The following is a 20,740-nucleotide window of genomic DNA, read 5'->3' on the forward strand; positions in this document are numbered from 1 at the left end:
CGGCGGCAACGGCGTAGCGAGTCATAGGCGGTCCCCCAGTGCGAAGGCCCGCGCGTTCGCAGGCCCTGCCTTGGCTTCCGCGTTGACGTTGCCGGGCGTTATCCGGTTACCACCCGTAGTGCCGCCGCCGGGTCAGTCCGGGTAGCGGATGAACTCGGGCCGGACGTGGTCCACCAGCCAGACGCCGTTGGCGCTGACCCGGAACTCGTGCCCGGCCGCGTGCATCCCGGCAGCGTCCACGGTCAGCACGACCGGCCTTCCCCGCCGCCCGCCGACGCGCTTCGCGGTCTCGCGATCGACCGACAGGTGAACGTGATGCCGGTTCATCGGCCGCAGCCCCTCGGCGCGGATGCCGGTCAGGCTGTGCGCGACCGTGCCGTGGAACAGCCACGCGGGCGGTTGCGCCACCGGCAGGTCGAGATCCACCGCGACCGAATGCCCCTGGCTGGCCCTGATGCGGTCGCCGTCGATCACGTACCGCTGCTTGTCGTTGTCCTCAACGACCCGCACCAGCTCCGCCCGCGAAATCGGGAACCCGTGCGACCCTGCCGCCGCCAGCAGCTCGTCGACCGCCACCCAACCGTGCTCGTCGAGCTCGATCCCGATCCGCTCGGGCTGGTGGCGCAGGTGCTTGGCCAGGTACTTCGAGACCCGCACCAGCCTCCGCTCGTCCATGAACGCCTCCCCAGCCGGACACCAGCGCGCGGGCGCAGCGCGGCGAGAGCGAATTCCGGGAGTCAGCCCTTGGCGGCCTTGGCCGCGGCCTTCTGCTCCTTCTTCCAGGACCGGACCTCGTTCAGCGTCTGCTCGTCGACGACGTCGGCGATCGAGCGCCTCGACCCGTCCTCGCCATAGGCCCCAGCGGCCTCGCGCCACCCGGTGGGCTGGACACCCCGCTGCTTGCCCAGCAGGGCGAGGAAGATCCGCGCCTTCTGGTCGCCGTAACCGGGCAGCGCCTTGAGCCGCTTCAGCACTTCCTTGCCGTCCGGGTCGCCCTCGGTCCAGATCGCCTCGGTCCGGCCGTCGTAGTGCTCGACGACGTACTGGGCCAGCGCGTGCACCCGCCGCCCCATCGACCCGCCGTACCGGTGGATCGCCGGCTTCTGCACGCACAGCTCGACGAACTCGTCCAGATCGGATTCCGCGATCTTGGTGACGCCGAACCCGCCCATCCGGTCGGCGATCTTCTTCGGCCCGGCGAACGCGACCTCCATCGCGACCTGCTGATCCAGAAGCATGCCCGTGAGCAGGGCGAACGGATCTTCGGAGAGCAGTTTGTCGGCGTCGGTGTCGCCGGTGAGGTGCAGCGCTTTCGGCATGGACACATCGTCTCACGCACGGCCATCGGCATCGTCCGCAATGGTGTTGCCTGTCTACACATCGCGGCTGCGTCCGAGCAGCGGCACGCGCCGCCGGTCGATGGCGGTGCGCGACCGTGGCGCGTTGTTCTACAAGCTCGACGAGCTGTGGTGGGATGACGAAGACGCCACCCACATACGCACGCGCTCGGTGCGTTATCCCGGTGCGACCGACATTGAACCTGCGTGGACGCTGGAGGCTGCCACCGACCCGCACTGCATCGTGCGCAACGCTGATCCCAAGAGCTATGTCGGCTACACCCGGATCATCGGATACTTCAGCAGGTGCCGGATTTGTACTGACCGTGATCGCCGACCCTGAGGACAGCTCCGGGGTGACCGCGTGGAAGACCCGTGGAGCTGATCTCCGCGAGTACATCGAAGGCAAGGAGGCATGACCATGACCGACCCCGCCAAGTCGGCCCGCCGCGCACGACACGACGCCATCCGCGCTCAGGTCGCCGACGAAGAAAATGAAGCGATTGAAGCCAAGATCGCCGAAAACGCCGCCGCCCTCGATGTCTCACTCCACCTGCGCATCAGCCGATCCCTCGACGCCGAGTTGCGAAGCCAGGCGGCTGCCGAGCACATTCCCACGTCCGCACTCGTTCGACGGCTCCTCACTCAGGCCGTGCACCGGCACGACTCCGGTGGCCTCACGTCCACCGAGGTCGAGGAGATCGCCCGCCGCGTCGCTCGCGAGGAACTTCAACGAAGCTGAAACCCGCTCCGAGAGTCGAGGGAGCGCTTACGCTTCGTTGCCATGACCGAGCGACGTCGTGGCGGCGGTCCCGTCGAGTGGTTCTCGCTCACGATCGACTGTCACGACGCGGAGGCCTTGGCTGAGTTCTACGCAAAGTCGCTGGGCGGCGAGATCACGTACCGGACCGCCGACCAGGCATGGGTACGCGCGCCGGGGATCGCACTGGTCTGCCGAGCCGTCGCCGACCACAAACCCACGACGTGGCCGTCACCTGAAGTTCCACTGCACTCGCATTTCGAGTTCGTTGTCGCTGACCCCGACGAGACGGCCGAAGAGATGCGGCAGTGAGGAGCAATTACCGCGGAACACCAGGACCCGGACGACCCGGATCTGGTGGTCATGCTCGACCCCGCTGGGCACCCGGTATGCCTCATCCGCAGCAGCGCTGCTCGCCACCCCTGACGCTGGCGCGAGGTGTATGGGCGCGCGAGAACGGGACAGGTGGGTCGTTTGGGAGTGGCCCGCCGCGAGTGGCCTGACGTTACGCACCGACGGTTGACGAACCTACCTTCAAAGTGTCGCGACCTGCTGATCCAGCAGCATGCCCGTGAGCAGGGCGAACGAGTCGTCGCTGAGCAGCTTGTCGGCGTCGGCGTCACCGGTGAAGGTGCAGCATGTTGGCCATGCGCCTCATTTTCACACGTCAGGCGTGACGGCGGGCGCCGCGGCGACTCACTCGGAACCCGGCGCCCTGACCCCCGCGAACACCGCGTCGAAGGCTTTCGCACCGTGGCCGTCGGCGACCTGGCGGTCGATCAGGGCCTTGAGCGGACCGACCACGTCCAGCCCCACCCCGGCTTCCCGGCTCGCCCGGACGATGGCGTCGAGGGCGGCCTTGGTGAAGTCGAGGCTCTGCCCTTCGGCCTCGGCACCCGCCTCGATGGCTTCCCCGCTCAACGGGAGGACCTGCACCATCGCCGAGAGCCACTGCACCGCGTGCTTCGCGAATTCGGTGGCCGGGACGCCTTCGGTGCGCACCATGGCCGCTCCGTGCGAGAACCCGGCGAACATCGTGTACATCGCGGCCAGCAACGCGAAGTCGTAGAGCGAGGCCATGCCCGCGTCCGCACCGAAGTACTCGGCCGAACCCAACAGCTCCAATGCCGCCCTGTTCTCGTCGAACACCTCTTTGGAGCCGCTGTACAGCAGGAACGACTCCGGCCGACCGATCATGGCCGGAATGGCCATGATGCCGCCGTCCAGGTATTCGATGTCGTGGCTCTCCGCCCAGGCGGCGAGTTCCCTCGCATCGCTCGGCGCGGTGGAGGTCAGGTTGATGACGGTCCGCCCGGCGAGGTCACCGGCCACCGGGTCGAGGACGTCGTGCACCGATCCGTGGTCCAGCAGGCAGGCGACGATCAGGCCACCGGCGGCGACCGCCTCGTCGACCGTCGCGGCGGAGGTGGCCCCGGCGGCGACGAGTTCGGCGTCCCTGCCGGGCGTGCGGTTCCACACCGTGGTGCGGTGGCCGCCGCGCAAGAACGCAGTCGCCAAGGCTCGCCCCATGGCTCCGAGACCGAGGACCGCGATCGGAACCGGCGAGGACTGAGTCATCGTGAATCGCTCCTTTGCACTTTCAGCAGGCCCGTTGATCGTCACCTCCGGACACGGGGCCGACAAGTACCCACTAATTAGTGCGGTACGCACTAGAAAGTAAGCAGGCGCGAATACATCGATACGGCATCGGGCTCCATCGAGAGGGGCCTTCTAGCGATCTGCTGGTCCCAGGGCAGCTGCTACCGCCCGGCCTCACGGGTGAGTCGCGCTCGGCCCTCCGGGACGCCACGTTCCGAGCAAGTCGTCGATCAGCTCGACGACCCGATCCGGTGTGGCTCCTCCTTTGACCAGGGCGCTCACTCGCTGGGCCTCCGCGGTCGACGGCAGGAAGCCGACCAGCAGCGCAGGCAGCAGCAGCCGCCTGACGAGCAGTTCCTGCGCCGACGTCACCTGCGGCCGGCGGACGACCGAGACGTTCACGCGCACCGCGTGCTCGTTGAGCGGCGAAGCACCGGGACGATCGGTCTCGACGGCGGCGTACCGGAAGCCGTGGGCGAGGTTGCACGCGCCGCAGTCCGCCGGTCCGCTGCCGAGCCGGCCTCCGCATTCGTCGCAGGCGATCCGGTCGAGCGCGGCGTCCACCACCCGCCAGTCGTGCCGGTCCGGCTCGGCCACCACCAGTCCGGCGACCTCCGCCTCCGGTTCCGCCGCCCACTCGGCGCGGAAGCGCCGCCACTCCTCTTCGACGACGTCGTCCACCAGCGTCCGGCAGCGGCCGCAATCGGGCGCGCCGCTGTATTCGTGCCCACCGCATTCGCCGCACCGGACGAGGGCGGCACCGATCGCAGGTCTCATCCGCCCATGTTCGTGCAGGGCGAGCTCGGGGCGCGACCGGTTTTCCGGAGCTCCGCGCCGCGGGTGCGCCCAGATGCGCGAACGGGTGGTCGTGTGAGGATCGGGATCGTGATTCCAGACCTGTCCCATGACCGCATCGATCGACTTCGCGACGCCTTCCAAACCGCCGGCTACGACGCCGACGGCGTCGTGCGGCTCCTCGGTCCCGAAGCGCACGCCGCACTGGGCCGGGGCGAGCCCGTTCCGGCGCTGCGCGCCACCAGCGATGCCGGCGCGCTCGGCACCTTGGTCCGCTTGTTCCTGCTCGGCCAGGCCGAGCCGCAGGCCGCCGTCGAAGCCGCGCTCGCCCCGCTGCCGTTGGCCGAGGCGAAGGACGCTGGGCTGCTCGTCGACGACGGCGACCGGCTGCGCGCCGGGCTCGACGTCCGCCCGCACGGTGTCGACGACGAATCGTGGTGGGTCGTCTCGGACCTGGATTCGGACCTGCGCGGCGGCCGCCCGGTGGAGGCCGACCACGTGCTCGGTGTCGGGCACGCGTCGCTGAGCCTGGTCCGGGCGACCTCGCGGCGGCCGGTGGGCTCGGTGCTCGACCTCGGCACCGGTTGCGGCGTGCAGGCCCTGCACGCGAGCACGCACGCGCAGCGGATCACCGCGACCGACGTGTCCAAGCGGGCGCTGGCGCTGGCCGAGGCGACGTTCCGGCTCAACCGCGTCGACGTCGAACTCGCCGAGGGCGAGTGGTTCGACCCGGTCCGGGGCCGCAAGTTCGACCAGGTCGTGTGCAACCCGCCGTTCGTCGTCGGCCCGCCGCGCACCGACTTCACCTACCGCGACTCGGGGCTGGCCGGGGACGACGCGAGCGCGCTGGTCGTGCGGCAGCTGCCCGGCTTCCTCGCCGAGGGCGGCACCGGGCAGCTGCTGGCCTCCTGGGTGCACCGGGACGGCGAGGACTGGCAGGACCGGGTGTCCCGGTGGCTGCCGCCCGGCGCCGGGGTCGACGCCTGGTTCGTGCAGCGCGACGTCGCCGACCCAGCCCTCTACGTGGGCACCTGGCTGCGCGACGCCGGGTACGACCTGAGGTCCCCGCAGGGCCTGCAGAAGGCGGCCGAGTGGCTGGACTGGTTCGAGGCCAACGACGTGATCGGCATCGGCTTCGGGTTCGTCACGCTACGCCGCACCGACGCGCGCGGCGAGGTCGTCTGCGAGGACCTCCGGCACGCCTTCGACGACCCGCTGGGCCCGGAATCGGACCAGTGGCTGCGCCGCGTCGACTGGCTGCGCGCCCACGACTCCGCCGAGGCCCTGCTGGCGGCCCGCCTGGTCACCGCCGACAGCACCGTGCTGGAAGCGGTCTCCGAGCCCGGCGACGAAGGCTGGCAGCCGCTCGTGCACCGGCTGCACCGCACCGACGGACCGGGCTGGCAGCACGAGATCGACGAGCTGGGCGTGCGGCTGCTCGCCGGGTGCCGCGGGGCGCTGCCGCTCGGCGAACTCCTCGAACTGCTCGCGATGGGCTACGGCGAGGACTCCGAGGACCTGACCCGGGCCGCGATCCCGATGGTGCGCGAACTCGTCCGGCACGGAATGCTGCTGCCGGCGGAATGGGCGGGCGGCGACCAATGAGAGCAATCGTCACCCGAGTCACTCGCGCCTCGGTAACTGTCGACGGCGTCGTGGTCGGCAAGATCGAAGAACCCGGGCTGTTAGTGCTATTGGGTGTGACGCATTCAGACGGGCCTCAAGAAGTCGTCAATATGGCGCGCAAACTGCACGAGATTCGGGCGCTGCGCGACGAGGAGTCCTGCGCCACGACCGGGGCACCGCTGCTCGTCGTCAGCCAGTTCACGCTCTACGGCTCGACCAAGAAGGGACGCCGCCCGTCGTGGACCGAGGCGGCCCGGCCCGAACAGGCCGAACCGCTGGTAGACGGGGTTGTGGCGGCGCTGCGCGAGCGGGGTGCGCGAGTGGCCACCGGGGTGTTCGGGGCGATGATGGCGGTGGAGAGCGCGAACGACGGACCATTCACACTTTTGGTTGAGGTCTAAAGGTAACGAGGGCTCTCAGGAAATCCTCAGGCTTGGCGGCGCAACGGATGTGACCGCCATGACGTCTCTTCGTCTAGAACTTCGGGAACGAATTCGGCACGCCGGTCGTTTTCCAGGTAACGAAGCTTCGACGGCCATGCCGACAGGCCACCAAACCCATCGGCAGCGCCGGAGAAGACGTCGACGCGGAGCCCGTACAACCGAGCGTACGCGTCCTCCACACCGCGCAACGACGCGCGAGTGTGATTTGCGCCCGCCAAGCCAGCCCGCCAGGGAGGGAGCTCAATGACCGTCCCGCAGACCACCAAGCCAGACGTCACCGTCACCGAAGACCTGGACACCCAGGGCCCATCGGCCGACCTGGTGCGCGTCTACCTCAACGGCATCGGGCGCACCGCGCTGCTCACCGCACAGGAAGAGGTCGACCTCGCCAAGCGGATCGAGGCCGGGGTTTTCGCCAAGCACCTGCTGGAGACCAGCAAGAACCTCTCCCCCGAGCGGCGCTCCGACCTCGGCGCCGTGGTCCGCGACGGCCGCCGGGCGAAGAACCACCTCATGGAGGCCAACCTCCGCCTGGTCGTCAGCCTGGCCAAGCGCTACACCGGCCGCGGCATGCCGCTGCTGGACCTCATCCAGGAGGGCAACCTCGGCCTGATCCGCGCGGTGGAGAAGTTCGACTACACCAAGGGCTTCAAGTTCTCCACCTACGCGACTTGGTGGATCCGGCAGGCCATCACCCGCGGCATGGCCGACCAGAGCCGCACCATCCGGCTGCCCGTCCACCTGGTCGAGCAGGTCAACAAGCTGGCCCGGATCAAGCGCGACCTGCACCAGAAGCTCGGCCGCGAGGCCACCGACGAGGAGCTCTCCGAAGAGGCCGGCATCCCGGTGGAGAAGATCCTCGACCTGATGGACCACTCCCGCGACCCGGTCAGCCTGGACATGCCGGTCGGGGCCGAGGAGGACGCGCCGCTCGGTGACTTCATCGAGGACGCCGAATCGGCCGACGCAGAGAACGCGGTGATCTCCGGGTTCCTGCAGGACGACCTGCGCCGCGTGCTGGCCACGCTGGAGGAGCGCGAGCAGGCGGTGATCCGGATGCGCTACGGCCTCGACGACGGCCAGCCGCGCACCCTGGACCAGATCGGCAAGTCGTTCGGGCTGTCCCGCGAGCGGGTCCGGCAGATCGAGCGGGAAGTCATGGCGAAGCTCCGCCAGGGCGACCGCGCCGACCGCCTGCGCGCGTACGCGAGCTGACCGCGCGATTTCTGGGCGTCGTGTGTCCGCGGAAAGCGCGGACCACGGCGCGGTCAGGATGATTTTGCGGGGGCCGAGCCCCCGCAGACCCCCACGGTGCGGTGGTCACCTTCGGGATCGCTCCTCACCTTCTTGAGCGTTCCCGGCCTGCTCACCGACCAGCCTCCGGGGGTTCTGAACCTTCCTCGCTCCGAACCTTCGTAGTTCTGAACCTTTTGGGTTCTGGGCTTTCGGGGTTCCGAGCTTCCGGGTTCCGGGTTCGGGGGCTTTGCGTTCGGTTCTCGATCTCGTGGGTGGTTCGGGCCTTCGGGTTGGGGAGTTCGTTCTTTTGTCGTTCGGGGTTTCGTACACCCGGATGGCTTGTTGACCATGTTGGGTTTCGGCGGGAACATCGTTCTTCCCCCCTTTTTTGTTCTTCCGCTTCGGTCTTAGCGGCGGGTTCGCCGCTCGCCACGGGAGGGCGGACTCGTCGTCGGGGCGGGTCCGGCCTCCCGACCTTTTCCCGATCCGCACACCGCTTCTGCGCGAACGGCCTGTTCACCTCTTCTTCCGAGGTGAACAGGCCGTTCGCTGCAGGCTTCTCGTCGCGTCGTCTCAGCCGATGAACTTGGCCCGCCAGCGGTCCAGTTCGTCGTTCGTGGCCCCGTGCGTCCGCAGCCAGCCCCTGGCGCCCTCCTCGTGGGTCTCGAAGGCGCTCAGGACGCTCTCGATCGCCTCCGTCGGCGTCGACAGGAGCTCGTGGACCATCTCCTCGTCCACGCCCGGCGGGAGCTCCGGCGCCACGTTCAGGCGCTGCAGGACGCGGAACATGTTCCGGTCCGTGCGCACGTAGTCCGCCACGATCGCGTCGCGGCGCACTCCCACCGCGCCCAGCAGCATCGCCGAGACCACTCCCGTGCGGTCCTTGCCCGCCGCGCAGTGGATCAGCACCGGACCGTCCGCCTCCAGGACGATGCGGAACACCTCGACCAGCTTCTTCGGGGCGCCTTGCAGGATCGACTGGTACAGCGCCGTCAGCTCGTGGGCCGCCTCGTCGACGTCGATGTCCGCGTCCCGCGCCTCCTCCAGCAGCGGCACGTGGTGCACGGTGGCCACCGACGCGAGCGGGTGTTCCTGGTCACGGGTCTCCACCGAATCCCGCAGGTCCACCACGACCTTCGGCGGCCACGGCGAAGCTCCCTCCGGCACCCGGTCGCCGTTGTGCGGAGCATCACTCCGGAACACCACGCCGGCCCTCGTCACCACGCCGTCACCGGCGGGCTGCCCGCCCAGGTCACGAAGGTTGACCAGCGCATCGAGGGGATCTGTCGTCGGCAAGGCGACCTCCGTTGCTCCGGCCCCGCGTCCGGGGTGCGATGAGACGTTCGGCCGCCAGCCTCGCAGGTGCTCCGCCGCGCCACCAGGGCGGGCGATCCGTCACACCTGGGCCACCCCCGTGGACGCGCTGATCGACCGCGCGGTTTTATTGGTCATCGCGTAACCCGAACGCGCGCAAAGGAGCCGCGACGTGCCCACCACGTTCGATTTCACCGAGGTGCTCCCCCTCGGCCCCGACAACACCGACTACCGCCTGGTGACCACCGAAGGCATCCGAGTCGTCGAGGCGGCCGGGCGACGATTCCTCGAAGTCGAGCCGACCACGCTCACCGCCCTGGCAACCGAGGCGATCAAGGACATCCAGCACCTGCTGCGCCCATCCCACCTGGCGCAGCTGCGCGCGATCGTCGAAGACCCGGAGGCCAGCCCGAACGACCGGTTCGTGGCCACCGACCTGCTGCGCAACGCGTGCGTGTCCGCCGGCGGCGTGCTGCCGATGTGCCAGGACACCGGCACCGCGATCGTCATCGGCAAGCGCACCGAGACCGTGCTCACCGGCGGTCGCGACGAAGAGGCGATCGCCAGGGGCGTCTTCGACGCCTACCAGGACCTCAACCTGCGGTACTCGCAGATGGCGCCGCTGAACTTCTGGGACGAACGCAACACCGGCAGCAACCTGCCCGCGCAGATCGAGCTGTACAACAAGCCCGGCACCGACCCGGCCTACGAGTTCCTGTTCATGGCCAAGGGCGGCGGCAGCGCCAACAAGACCTTCCTGTACCAGGAGACCAAGGCGCTGCTGAACCCGACGCGGCTCGGGCGGTTCCTGGAGGAGAAGCTGCGCTCGCTGGGCACCGCGGCCTGCCCGCCGTACCACCTGGCGATCGTGGTGGGCGGCATGTCCGCCGAGTTCAACCTCAAGGTCGCGAAGCTCGCCTCGGCCCGTTACCTCGACGAGCTGCCGCGGGAGGGCTCGGCCTCCGGGCACGCCCTGCGCGACGTCGAGATGGAGCAGCAGGTGCTGGAGATGACCCGGCAGTTCGGCATCGGCGCGCAGTTCGGCGGCAAGTACTTCTGCCACGACGTGCGGGTCATCCGGTTGCCACGGCACGGCGCCTCGCTGCCGGTGGGTGTCGCGGTGTCCTGCTCCGCGGACCGCCAGGCCAAGGCCAAGCTCACCCCCGAGGGCGTGTTCCTGGAACAGCTGGAGCGCGACCCGGCCCGCTACCTGCCGGACGTGGTCGACGAGCAGCTCTCCGACGAGGTCGTCAAGATCGACCTGAACCGGCCGATGGCGGAGATCCGCGCGGAGCTGTCCAAGCTCCCGGTCAAGACGCGCGTGTCGCTGACCGGCCCGCTGGTGGTCGCCCGAGACATCGCGCACGCCAAGATCGCCGAGCGGCTGGACGCCGGCGAGCCGATGCCCGAATACCTGCGCGACCACCCCGTGTACTACGCGGGCCCGGCCAAGACGCCGGAGGGCTACGCCTCCGGCTCCTTCGGCCCCACCACCGCCGGTCGCATGGACGCCTACGTCGAGCAGTTCCAGGCCGCGGGCGGCTCGCTGGTCATGCTCGCCAAGGGCAACCGGTCGGCGAAGGTGACCGAGTCCTGCCACACCCACGGCGGCTTCTACCTCGGTTCCATCGGCGGCCCCGCCGCGCGCCTGGCCCAGGACTGCATCCGCAAGGTCGAGGTGCTGGAGTACCCCGAGCTCGGCATGGAAGCGGTGTGGCGCATCGAGGTCGAGGACTTCCCCGCGTTCGTCGTGGTCGACGACAAGGGCAACGACTTCTTCGCCAACTCCACCAAGCCGACCCTGCAGATCTCCTTCGGCCGCTGACCGCACACCTGTACTCCCGCAGGAGCCCCACCTCCTGCGGGAGTACAGGTTTCAGCTCAGCCGATCGACGCGATTGGCAGGTATCACGCGGTCACCGATCAGCGGGGAACCTTGACATCTCGTTGTTCCAGAACGACCTTCCGCGCGTCCAGCGGTGCGTCGAGCTGCACCGCCACCGGCGGGTAGCGAAGGTCCATCGTGCACATTCCCGGCGGTTCCGGGGTTTCTTCGACCAGCACCACCTTCACGTGGTCGGCGGTCTGCTCGGCCAGCTCGGCGTGCACCTTGCTGCAGCCGCCTTCCTGACCGGTGGCCACGACGACCGCTCCGCCGTCCTGGGTCCAGACCTTCTTCGGATATCCCCTGGGTAGCAACGACGCGTCGACCGCGGTCTCGGCGACCGGAGCGCGTTCCTGTTCAGGTTTCGGCTGTACCGGGCCGGGCGGAGCCGGGGGCTGGCCACCGAAACCAACTTCATTGGATGGCTGTTGGGCGCAGGCTGCCAACGCTACGAGCAGAACACCCGCGCCCACTGCGGTTTGTAGGCGTCTCATGCCCTAAGGACGGAGCGCCCCGCGTGGCCGGTTGCGCGAAATCCGCACCGAGTTGAATCCACATCTTTCCCACATTTCGAAACGGCTGGTGGTCGACAGCCTGCGCGTGGTTTCGTCGACGAATCCGCTTCACATTCGGGAGTGAGGAATGTCCACCACCGCCACACCTGCCACATCCGCCGACGCGGCCCCAGCACCGCAGGGCAAGCCGCAGTGGGTTCCGCTGACCATCGGGGTGATCGCGGCCGTGGCGCTCGTGACCGCTGCGGCCATTGTGGTCGGCGTGAAGTCCGCCGTGCTGGCCGGTCTGGGTCTCGCGCTCGGGCTGACGCTTTTCCACTCCCGCTTCGGTTTCACCTCGGCCTGGCGGCAACTCGTCTCGGTTGGACAGACGTCGGGCGTCCGGGCGCACCTGCTGATGCTCGGCGCGGCGTCGATCTTGTTCGCTCCGATCCTGGCCGGCGGTGTGACGTTCTTCGGCGCCACGCCGAAGGGAAACGTCGAACCGCTCGGGCTCGGACTGGTCGTCGGCGCGGTCCTGTTCGGCATCGGGATGCAGCTCGGGGGCGCCTGCGCGTCGGGCACCTTGTTCGCCGTCGGCGGCGGGAACACCTTGCTGGTGGTCACGCTCTTCTTCTTCATCTGCGGCTCGGTGCTCGGCGCGCTGCACCTTCCACTGTGGACCTCGGACGCGATCACCCTCGGATCGTTCTCCCTCGCCGAGGACACCGGGCTCGGTTACTTCGGCGCGCTGGTGGTTCAGCTCGCCGTGCTCGGCGCGATCGGTTACGCCGCAACGCGATGGGCTCGGCGGCACAACGCGCCACCGGCAGGCCGCCCGCCGACGTCGCGCGGGCTTTGGCGCGTGCTGCGCGGCTCGTGGCCGCTTTGGGTCGGGGCGCTCGTGCTGGCCGGGCTCAACGCGGTCGTGCTGCTGACCCGCGGCAGCCCGTGGGGCATCACCTCGGCCTTCGTCCTGTGGGGCTCGAAGGCTCTGCAGGCTGTGGGTGTGGACGTGGCGAGTTGGCCGTACTGGCAAGGAGAACGCGCAGCGGCCCTGACCGGCCCGGTGCTGGCCGACTCCACCTCGGTGCTGGACTTCGGGATCATCGTCGGCGCACTCGTGGCGTCGGCAGCGTCGGGCGCTTTCGTGCTGGCCAAGCGGTTGCCCGCGAAGGTCGTGCTCGCTGCCGTGATCGGCGGCTTGCTGATGGGCTACGGCGCGCGGCTGGCGTACGGCTGCAACATCGGCGCCTACTTCTCCGGGATCGCCTCGTTCTCGTTGCACGGCTGGGCCTGGGGCCTGCTGGCGCTGGTCGGCACCTGGGTCGGGCTGAAGCTGCGCCCGCTGTTCGGGCTCGACGTCCCCAAGCCGACCGATTCGGTCTGCTGACGGCCGGTGGGGCGGATTTTCCCCACCCCACCGAATCGATCGGCTTCCGCGATCTCGCTATGCGTGGACCGAGGAATCGACGGCGGCGATCCAGTCCCGGACCCAGCGGGACAGTTCGCCGCCGTTGCGCACCCAGTTGAAGTGGCCGAGGTTCTCCGCGCCGGACGCCGCCCGGGTGTAGTGCTTGTCGGTGCGCGGCGCCCGCCCGGCTTTCGCCGCCAGGTGGTCCACTGAGGACTTCGGGGCCAGCCGGTCGCCCGCGACGCTGACGGTCAGCAGCGGCTGCCGGACTTCCCGCAGCGCCGCCTCGTACTCGGTCGTCGAGCCGTTGAGCCGGTAACGGCCGGTGCGGGCCTGCCGCGCCCAGTCCTGCATCAGGTCGGTCGCTTGGCGGCCGCCGAAGCCGAACCGGTGGCCGGGCCAGTAGCCGAGCAGCGCCGACGCGGCCGCCACCAGCTGCGTGCCGAACAGGGTGCGGAGCTTGTACATCCCGGGGAAGCTCCCGAACCACACCGAACCGGAAGCCACCAGCGCCACGCCCTGCACCCGGTCCGGGCGGCATGCCGCGTGCAGCAGGGCGATCTGGCCACCCAGGCTGTGCCCGAGCAGGAACCGCGGCGCCTGCGGGAAAGCAGCGGCGACGAGATCGAGCACGCCATCCACGTCGTCGATCATGCTCTGGTAGCCGAAACGCACACCGCGGGCGGCCGACGGCTTGCTCTCGCCCTGCCCGCGCACGTCGAAGGTCACCACCGCCAGTCCCTGGGCGTGGAGATCAGCGACGAACGGGCGGTAGTACCTGGCGGGCACGCCCATCGCGGGGAGCAGGACGACCACCGGGCTGGCGGGATCGTCCTGCTTGGCGGCGCGCACGGTCAGCCGGTGCGCGCCGGCCGAAACCTGCCCGAGCACCAGGGAAGCCTGGTTGCCCGAACCGTTCTCGACGGTCTGCTCGTCCACGCCGCCAGATTAACGGAACCAGTCAGTTTCGGGCAGTGTGCCGCGTCGCAGTGATCAGCGAAGCCGCCGCGGACCGGCGTCCAGCGCCGCCGGCGACGCCCGGATGCCGACCCTGGCCCCGGCGACCACGGCACCCGTCGGCGAAGCGAGCACCGGCTGCAGCGCCAGATCGCGAACCTCCGGCAAATCCTCGGCCAGCGTCGCCACCCGAAGCACGAGGTCCTCCAGCGCCGCGAGATCGGCCGGTTCGGTGCCCCGATACCCGGCCAGCAGCGGCGCCGCCCGCGGCGCGCGCACCAGCGCGGAGACGTCCACATCGGACAGCGGCAGCGCGCGATATGCCTTGTCCCCGAGCAATTCGCTGGCCACCCCGGAAAGGCCGAACGACACCAGGGTGCCGAACGACGGGTCCTCGGTCAGGTCGATGACGCACGAAGTGCCCCGGGCCGCCATGCGTTGCACGTAGACCTCGTCGATCCCCGAAACCTGCCGGATGTCGGCGTACGCCGACCGCACCGCATGGGCGCTGCCGAGATCGAGTCGGACGCCGACCAGGTCGTTGCGGTGCCGCAGTTGATCGCTCGCCGACTTCAGCGCCACCGGGTAGCCCAGTTCCTCCGCCACCGCGACTGCTTCTTCGACGCCGGTGACCAGGCGGAACGGCACCAGGTCGATGCCGTAGCAGCCGAGCAGCCGCACCGCCTGGTCGTCGTCGAGATCGGTGATGCCCTCCGCGAGCCAGCCGTCGACCAGCGCCCGCGCCCGGTCCTCGTCGATCTCCGGCGGCCGCACGAAATGCCCCTTCGGCGCGGCGCGCCACTGCGCGTACCTGGTGACCCTCGCGAGCGCCAGCACCGACCGCTCCGGGCTCGGGTAGGACGGCACCGAGCCCTTGCCGGTCAATCCGTCCGGGCCGGGAACCACGAGCTCGTCGGGCACGCCTTCGGCGGCCAGGAACGTGGTCACCACCGGCTTCGAACGCGCGACACCGGCTTCCTGCAACGCCTCCCGCAAGGCGCGGGCGTACGCGGTGCCGGGAACCGCCACCGGAGGGGCGAACACCGTCACCAACGCGTCGACGTCCGGGCGCAAGGCGGCGTCGCGGACCGCCGCCGCGAACTCCTCCGGCCCCGCCGACGCCCCCACGTCGACCGGGTCGCAGGCCAGTTCCAGCTGCTGGGCCTGCGCCACGTCGGCGGCGATCATGCCCAGCGCCGAGGAGTTGCCCACGATCGCGACCCGGTCGCCCTGCGGCAACGGCTGGTGCGCCAGCAGCAGTGCCGTGTCGAACATCTGCGCAACCGACTCGACCCGGATGACGCCGGACTGCTCGAACAACGCCTGCACGCTGGTCTCGTCGATCTGCACCGACGTGGCCGCCAAGCCGGGACGCACCGCGTTGCGACCCGACTTCACCACCACGACCGGCTTGCTGCGGGCCAGCCGCCGCGCCAACCGGCCGAACTTGCGCGGGTTGCCGAATGACTCCAGGTACAGCAGCACGACATCGGTGGCCGGGTCGGTCTGCCAGTACTGCAGCAGGTCGTTGCCGGACACGTCGGCGCGGTTGCCCGCCGAGACGAACGTCGACAGCCCGAGGCCGCGTTCGGTCGCGGTGGCCAGGATCGCCACCCCGAGCGCACCGGATTGGCAGAAGAAGCCGGTGCGGCCGCGGCCGGGCAGCTGCGGCGCCAGGCTCGCGTTCAGCCGGAACTCCGGGTCGGTGTTGACCACGCCCAGCGCGTTGGGGCCGACCACGCGCATGCCGTGCACGCGCGCAGCCCGCACCATCTCGCGTTCCACCTCGCGGCCGTCCGGGCCGGCCTCGCTGAACCCGGCGCTGACGATGACCAGGGCCTTCACACCCTTGGCCAGGCAGTCGTCGAGCACCCCGGTCACGCCGGCGGCCGGAATCGCCACCACCGCCAGGTCGACCTCGTCGGGGATGTCGAGCACCGAGGCGTAGGCGCGCACGCCGCGCACCGAGCGGTGCTCCGGGTTGACCGGGTAGACCGGGCCGGTGAAGTCCGCCGTGAGCAGGTTGGTCAGCACCGCGTGACCGATCTTGGCGTGATCGGTGGACGCCCCGATCACCGCCACCGAACGCGGCCGCAGCAGGTTGTGCACGCTGCGCGCCTCGGCCGCCTGCTCTCGGGCGCGGGCCACGGCCACCGACTCCTCGGTCGGGTCGATGTCGAACTCCAGGTGCACCACGCCCTCTTCCATGGCCCGGCTCACCTGGTAACCGGCGTCGCGGAAGACCCGGACCATGGTCGAGTTCTCCGCGAGCACCTCGGCCACGAAGCGCCGCAGCCCGCGTTCCCGCGCCGCGGCGGCCAGGTGCTCCAGCAGGATCGATCCCAGGCCGCGCCCCTGGTGCTGGTCCTGCACCACGAACGCGACCTCGGCCGACTGCTGCTCGCCGAGCCTGTCGTAGCGGCCCACCGCCACGATGTCGTCGCCGAGCAGCGCCACCAGCGCGACGCGGTCGACGTAATCGACGCGGGTGAACCGCTCCACGTCGCGCTGGGGCATCCGCGGGTACGGGCCGAAGTAGCGGTAGTACCTGGTCCGGTCGCTGAGCCGCCCGTGGAAGGCCACCAGCTTCTCGGCATCGGCTTCGGTTATCGGCCGCAGGTGCACGGTGCCGCCGTCGGACAGCACCACGTCCGCCTCCCACCGACGGGGGTAGTCCGCCCGCGGGGTGGCTGCTTCCTGCTGCTCCACTACTCCGTCCACTTCGGACTCCTCAGTCGCGGCTGTCGACCGGGTCGAGACCATGCAACGGAAACACCGCGTGCCGGGTGTCGCGAATCGAGGTGTCCACCGCGGACGCGGTGACCCCCGACCACCGCTGGAAGGCCGGGTCGGCCCCGTCGGTCATCGAAGTCGGCAGCGGAACGTTGTCCGCGACGCGCACGGTGTGCGCGATCCAGTCCTCCGGGATGGTCGTCTCCGGCTCGAGGTCGCGGTCCAGCAGCGTCGCCAGCAGGTGCGTCCAGGCGCGCGGCACCACCCGGAACAGCGAGTAGCCACCGCCGCCCAGCGCCAGCCACTTGCCACCCGCGTAGCTGTCGGCGAGTTCCCGCAGGTCATGGTAGGTCGCGCGCTGCCCGTCGACGCTCATCGACAGGTCCGCCAGCGGGTCTTCCCGGTGCGCGTCCGCACCGCACTGCGTCACCAGCACCTGCGGCCGGAACGCGTCGAGCACCGACGGCACCACCGCGTGGAAGGCCCGTCGCCAGTCGGCGTCACCCGTGCCCGGCGGCAGCGGGATGTTGACGGCGGTGCCGTCGGCCCGGCCGGAGCCGATCTCCGTGGAGAACCCGGTGCCCGGCCAGAGCGTCAGCGGGTGCTGGTGCAACGAGATGGTCATGACCCGCGGGTCGTCGTAGAACGACGCCTGCACGCCGTCCCCGTGGTGCACGTCGACGTCGAGGTAGGCGATGCGCTCCACGCCCTGCTCCAGCATCCACGCGATGGCCACCGAGCAGTCGTTGTAGACGCAGAAGCCAGCCGCGCGGTCTGCCATCGCGTGGTGCAGTCCGCCGGCGATGTTGACCGCCCGGTCGGCCTTGCCCGACACGATCTGCTCGGCCGCCCGGATCGAGGCGCCCGCGATCAGCGCCGATGCCTCGTGCATCCGGTCGAAGACCGGGTTGTCGTCGGTGCCCAGCCCGTGGCCGACCTCCCAGCCCGCCATCGGCGCCGAGCGCACGGCCGCCATGTATTCGGCGGTGTGCACACGCTCCAGGTCCGCGTCGGTGGCAGGTTCGGGCTTGATCGTCTCGACGCCGTCGAACACCCCGAGCGCACGGGCCAGCCGCATCGTCAGCTCCAGCCTGATCGGATGCAGCGGATGTTGCCCACCCAGGTCGTAGCCGAGCACCGACTCGTCCCACACGACCGCGCACTGAGAACCCATGCCCCGGACGCTACCTGCCCTGTGTCGACCAACACAGTGTTCCGAGTCACCCGCGCGCACCGGCGGAACGATCTGTCATCCGGCCTCCGATCCGGTCGCGGCCGGCCTCGCCGGGTCCGCCGACCAGTTCGACCACGAGCCCGCGTACAGCACCGCCGGACGCTGCCGGTCGGACAGGCCCGCGTGTTCCAACGCGAGCAGGACCGAACAGGCGGTCACGCCCGACCCGCAGTACGCCCCGACCGGGCCCGCCGCATCGACGCCCAGGTCGGCGAAGTGCTTCGCCAGCTCCGCAGGGGACCGCCACCGGCCGGACTCCGCCACGTGCGCCGCGAACGGCGCGTTCAGCGCGCCCGGAATGTGCCCGGCCCGCGGATCCACCGGCTCGACGTCGCCGCGGTAGCGCTCCGGCGCACGGGCGTCCAGCAGCGTGCCTTCCCTGGCGAGCCGGGCGGCGGCGTCCGCGTCCACCACCGGCATCGAGCCCGGCCGGACCCGGAAGTCGCCCTCCGCGGGCTGCGGCAGGTCCGTCGTCGTGAGTTGCCCCGCCGCCACCCAGGCCGCATAGCCGCCGTCGAGCACCGCCACCGACTCGTGCCCCGCCCAGCGCAGCAGCCACCAAGCGCGGGCCGCCACCGAACCGTTGTCCGCGTCGTAGACGACCACCGGGCGCTCGGCGTCGACGCCCGCCCTACGGAACACCGCCTCCAAATCGGTCGGGGCGGGCAGCGGATGACGTCCCTCTGGGCCCGGTTCGGCCGCAAGCTCGGTGTCCAGATCGACGAACACCGCACCGGGAAGATGCCCCTTTTCGTAGTCCTCCCGACCCGGCGGCCCGAGCAGCGACCACCGGACGTCGAGGAGCGTCGGGGGCGGCTGCCGCCGCAACGCGGCCATGAGATCATCAGTACTGATCAAAGGATGCATGACGGCCCTTTCGTAGCCCGGCGACGAGGTCTGTCGGAAATCCTGGAAGTCAACTCCCGGACCACTGACCGCTGTCGCCCGGGGCGACTAGCATCGTGGTTGGGACTGAATGGGGAGCCGACGTGAACGATCTCATCGATACCACTGAGATGTACCTCCGCACCATCTACGACCTCGAAGAAGAGGGCGTGGTTCCGCTCCGGGCCCGCATCGCCGAACGGTTGGAGCAGAGCGGCCCCACGGTGAGCCAGACGGTCGCCCGCATGGAACGCGACGGGCTGCTGACCGTCGCCGAGGACCGCCACCTCGAACTCACCAAGGCCGGCCGCGCCCGCGCGATCAGCGTGATGCGCAAGCACCGCCTCGCCGAACGGCTTCTCGTCGACGTGATCGGCCTCGAGTGGGAGCACGTCCACAATGAAGCGTGCCGCTGGGAGCACGTGATGAGCGAAGCCGTCGAGCGCAAGCTCGTCAAGCTGCTCGGCGGTCCCACGACCTCGCCCTACGGCAACCCGATCCCGGGGCTCGACGAGCTTGGCGTTGACCACGTCGAGGCGCCGGCCGACGGCGACCTGCAGCGGGTCGACGAGATCGCCCGCAACGGCGGGGGCCGCGCCGTCATCCGCCGCATCGCCGAGCACGTCCAGCTCGACCCCGACCTGATGACCGAACTGAAGGACGCCGGCATCGTGCCGGGCAACGAGGTGGAGATCATGTCGGTGGTCGGGCCGAACAAGCCGATCGAGGTCCGCGGCCAGAACGGCAGCACCGAGCTGTCGGTCAGCATCGCGCACGCGGTCATGGTGCGCACCAAGTGAATACGGCGGACCGCGCGGCGGCGTTGTTCATCGACGAGCACGGCGGCGCGGCGAGCGCGGTCTGGTCTGCCCCTGGTCGGGTGAACCTGATCGGGGAGCACACCGACTACAACGACGGGTTCGTGCTCCCCTTCGCCCTGCCGCACCGCACCGCCGTCGCGATCCGTCCCCGTCCCGACCGGCTCCTCTCCGTCGCCACTCTCGGCAGCGACGGACGAGTGCACCGCGCCCCCGTCATGTCGATCGACGAACTGAACCCCGGCACCACCACCGGCTGGGTCGCCTACCCGGCCGGCGTCGCATGGGCCCTGCGCGAGGCCGGGTTCCCGCTCGGCGGCGCCGACCTGGTGATCGTCGGCGAGGTGCCGACCGGTGCCGGCCTGTCGTCCTCCCACGCCCTGGAATGCGCGGTGGCGCTGGCGCTGCTCGACACCGCGCGGCTGGCGCCTGGCGAGCCGAACGCCCCGAGCCTGGGCGAGATCGCGCGCCTGGTGCAGCGTGCGGAGAACGACTTCGCCGGAGCGCCGACCGGCCTGCTCGACCAGACCGCGTCGCTGGCCTGCACCGCGGAACACGCGCTGTTCTACGACGTCCGCTCCGGCGACTCCGAGCAGATCCCGTTCGATCCCCGCAGCGCCGGCCTGGAGTTGCTGGTGATCGACACCCGCGTGAAGCACTCGCACAGCGAGTCCGGTTACGGACAGCGGCGGCAGGGCTGCGAACGCGCGGCGGAACTGCTGGGGATCAAAGCACTTCGCGACGTGCCCGGCGATGACCTCGCGACGACCCTGCCGAAGCTTCCGGAAGAACTCCGACCGCTTGTCCGGCACATCGTCACCGAGAACGGCCGGGTGCTGGCCACTGTGGACGAACTCCGCGCCGGGCGGTACGCCGAGATCGGCCCGCTGCTGATCGCCTCCCACACCAGCCTCCGCGACGACTACCGGGTCTCCAGCCCCGAGCTGGACCTCGTGGTGGACAGCGCGTTGGCCGCCGGTGCACTGGGCTCCCGGATGATCGGCGGCGGCTTCGGCGGCTCGGCGATCGCGCTGGTGCGGGTCGACGACAGGAACCGCATCGAGCGCGCCGTCCGGGACGCTTTCGAGGGGCAGCACCTCGCGGCGCCCCGCTTGTTCACAGCGGTACCCTCCGCCGGTGCGGGGCGGGACCGGTGACCACCGGGCGACCGCTTCCGCTTGCCGGTTGACGGCGCCCTCAGAAGATCTCC

Annotated in this window: 20 protein-coding genes; 10 read left to right on the forward strand and 10 right to left on the reverse strand. The window is 70.1% G+C overall.

Translation table 11 applies throughout. From position 1 onward, the window contains the following. Window positions 1-132 precede the first annotated feature (132 nt). Window positions 133-675, reverse strand: a complete 543-nt coding sequence (locus ACWEV3_RS06165) for an RNA 2'-phosphotransferase (RefSeq protein ID WP_452612832.1) — start codon at window positions 673-675, stop codon at window positions 133-135. A 62-nt stretch (window positions 676-737) separates the two neighbouring features. Beyond that, window positions 738-1,319, reverse strand: a complete 582-nt coding sequence (locus tag ACWEV3_RS06170) for an HhH-GPD-type base excision DNA repair protein (protein WP_452612833.1) — start codon at window positions 1,317-1,319, stop codon at window positions 738-740. On the opposite strand from ACWEV3_RS06170, the gene ACWEV3_RS06175 reads away from it, so the two are divergent. From ACWEV3_RS06175 to ACWEV3_RS06185, 3 genes are all read left to right on the forward strand, one after another. Then, window positions 1,318-1,680 carry a hypothetical protein gene (locus ACWEV3_RS06175; RefSeq protein WP_452612834.1) on the forward strand — a complete coding sequence of 121 codons (363 nt, stop codon included), beginning with the start codon at window positions 1,318-1,320 and terminating at the stop codon, window positions 1,678-1,680. The genes ACWEV3_RS06170 and ACWEV3_RS06175 overlap by 2 nt on opposite strands. A 72-nt stretch (window positions 1,681-1,752) precedes the next feature. Further along, complete coding sequence (locus tag ACWEV3_RS06180; protein WP_452612835.1) at window positions 1,753-2,079, forward strand: hypothetical protein; 327 nt, start codon at window positions 1,753-1,755, stop codon at window positions 2,077-2,079. Between the two features lie 42 nt (window positions 2,080-2,121). Next, window positions 2,122-2,409 carry a VOC family protein gene (locus tag ACWEV3_RS06185; protein ID WP_452612836.1) on the forward strand — a complete coding sequence of 96 codons (288 nt, stop codon included), beginning with the start codon at window positions 2,122-2,124 and terminating at the stop codon, window positions 2,407-2,409. A gap of 384 nt (window positions 2,410-2,793) precedes the next feature. Here the strand turns inward: ACWEV3_RS06185 and ACWEV3_RS06190 are convergent, their stop codons facing one another. Beyond that, window positions 2,794-3,675, reverse strand: a complete 882-nt coding sequence (locus ACWEV3_RS06190; RefSeq protein WP_452612837.1) for an NAD(P)-dependent oxidoreductase — start codon at window positions 3,673-3,675, stop codon at window positions 2,794-2,796. A 195-nt stretch (window positions 3,676-3,870) separates the two neighbouring features. Further along, window positions 3,871-4,473: a hypothetical protein gene (locus ACWEV3_RS06195; protein ID WP_452612838.1), complete on the reverse strand. Its 603-nt coding sequence runs from the start codon at window positions 4,471-4,473 to the stop codon at window positions 3,871-3,873. A 108-nt stretch (window positions 4,474-4,581) separates the two neighbouring features. Between ACWEV3_RS06195 and ACWEV3_RS06200 the strand changes: the two genes are divergently transcribed. The 3 genes from ACWEV3_RS06200 to ACWEV3_RS06210 all read left to right on the forward strand — a co-directional run bounded on the left by ACWEV3_RS06200 (window position 4,582) and on the right by ACWEV3_RS06210 (window position 7,775). Next, a complete protein-coding gene (locus tag ACWEV3_RS06200; protein WP_452612839.1) occupies window positions 4,582-6,096 on the forward strand; it encodes a DUF7782 domain-containing protein in 1,515 nt (504 codons plus the stop codon). Continuing rightward, window positions 6,093-6,518: a D-aminoacyl-tRNA deacylase gene (gene dtd / locus ACWEV3_RS06205; RefSeq protein ID WP_452612840.1), complete on the forward strand. Its 426-nt coding sequence runs from the start codon at window positions 6,093-6,095 to the stop codon at window positions 6,516-6,518. Before ACWEV3_RS06200 ends, dtd begins: the two co-directional genes overlap by 4 nt. A gap of 285 nt (window positions 6,519-6,803) precedes the next feature. Next, the gene (locus tag ACWEV3_RS06210; RefSeq protein ID WP_358570106.1) at window positions 6,804-7,775 is read left to right on the forward strand and encodes a sigma-70 family RNA polymerase sigma factor; all 972 of its coding nucleotides are present in this window, start codon (window positions 6,804-6,806) and stop codon (window positions 7,773-7,775) included. Between the two features lie 594 nt (window positions 7,776-8,369). On the opposite strand, the gene ACWEV3_RS06215 is transcribed toward ACWEV3_RS06210, so the two are convergent. Next, window positions 8,370-9,092: a tyrosine-protein phosphatase gene (locus ACWEV3_RS06215; RefSeq protein WP_452612841.1), complete on the reverse strand. Its 723-nt coding sequence runs from the start codon at window positions 9,090-9,092 to the stop codon at window positions 8,370-8,372. 190 nt (window positions 9,093-9,282) lie between these two features. On the opposite strand from ACWEV3_RS06215, the gene ACWEV3_RS06220 reads away from it, so the two are divergent. Continuing rightward, a complete protein-coding gene (locus ACWEV3_RS06220) occupies window positions 9,283-10,935 on the forward strand; it encodes a fumarate hydratase (RefSeq protein ID WP_452612842.1) in 1,653 nt (550 codons plus the stop codon). 98 nt (window positions 10,936-11,033) lie between these two features. On the opposite strand, the gene ACWEV3_RS06225 is transcribed toward ACWEV3_RS06220, so the two are convergent. Continuing rightward, a complete protein-coding gene (locus ACWEV3_RS06225; protein ID WP_452612843.1) occupies window positions 11,034-11,252 on the reverse strand; it encodes a hypothetical protein in 219 nt (72 codons plus the stop codon). Window positions 11,253-11,637: 385 nt separating this feature from the next. Here ACWEV3_RS06225 and ACWEV3_RS06230 point away from each other — a divergent pair, with 385 nt between their 5' ends. After that, window positions 11,638-12,882 (forward strand): YeeE/YedE family protein, encoded by a 1,245-nt coding sequence (locus ACWEV3_RS06230; protein ID WP_452612844.1) that lies wholly within the window; start codon window positions 11,638-11,640, stop codon window positions 12,880-12,882. A 57-nt stretch (window positions 12,883-12,939) separates the two neighbouring features. Here the strand turns inward: ACWEV3_RS06230 and ACWEV3_RS06235 are convergent, their stop codons facing one another. The 4 genes from ACWEV3_RS06235 to ACWEV3_RS06250 all read right to left on the reverse strand — a co-directional run bounded on the left by ACWEV3_RS06235 (window position 12,940) and on the right by ACWEV3_RS06250 (window position 18,694). Further along, complete coding sequence (locus ACWEV3_RS06235) at window positions 12,940-13,842, reverse strand: alpha/beta hydrolase family protein (protein WP_452612845.1); 903 nt, start codon at window positions 13,840-13,842, stop codon at window positions 12,940-12,942. 54 nt (window positions 13,843-13,896) lie between these two features. After that, window positions 13,897-16,623, reverse strand: coding sequence for a bifunctional acetate--CoA ligase family protein/GNAT family N-acetyltransferase (locus ACWEV3_RS06240; RefSeq protein WP_452612846.1), 2,727 nt, complete (start codon window positions 16,621-16,623; stop codon window positions 13,897-13,899). Then, window positions 16,592-17,767 carry an acetoin utilization protein AcuC gene (locus ACWEV3_RS06245; protein ID WP_452612847.1) on the reverse strand — a complete coding sequence of 392 codons (1,176 nt, stop codon included), beginning with the start codon at window positions 17,765-17,767 and terminating at the stop codon, window positions 16,592-16,594. The genes ACWEV3_RS06240 and ACWEV3_RS06245 overlap by 32 nt, the downstream gene beginning before the upstream one ends. 75 nt (window positions 17,768-17,842) lie before the next feature. Continuing rightward, window positions 17,843-18,694 (reverse strand): sulfurtransferase, encoded by an 852-nt coding sequence (locus ACWEV3_RS06250; RefSeq protein WP_452612848.1) that lies wholly within the window; start codon window positions 18,692-18,694, stop codon window positions 17,843-17,845. Between the two features lie 122 nt (window positions 18,695-18,816). Here ACWEV3_RS06250 and ACWEV3_RS06255 point away from each other — a divergent pair, with 122 nt between their 5' ends. Together ACWEV3_RS06255 and galK are read left to right on the forward strand one after the other, a co-directional pair. Continuing rightward, on the forward strand, window positions 18,817-19,512 hold the full coding sequence (locus ACWEV3_RS06255) for a metal-dependent transcriptional regulator (RefSeq protein ID WP_452612849.1): 696 nt from the start codon (window positions 18,817-18,819) through the stop codon (window positions 19,510-19,512). Continuing rightward, window positions 19,509-20,687: a galactokinase gene (gene galK / locus ACWEV3_RS06260; protein ID WP_452612850.1), complete on the forward strand. Its 1,179-nt coding sequence runs from the start codon at window positions 19,509-19,511 to the stop codon at window positions 20,685-20,687. Before ACWEV3_RS06255 ends, galK begins: the two co-directional genes overlap by 4 nt. Window positions 20,688-20,740: the final 53 nt, after the last annotated feature.

The sequence above is a fragment of the Saccharopolyspora sp. NPDC003752 genome (assembly GCF_053605825.1).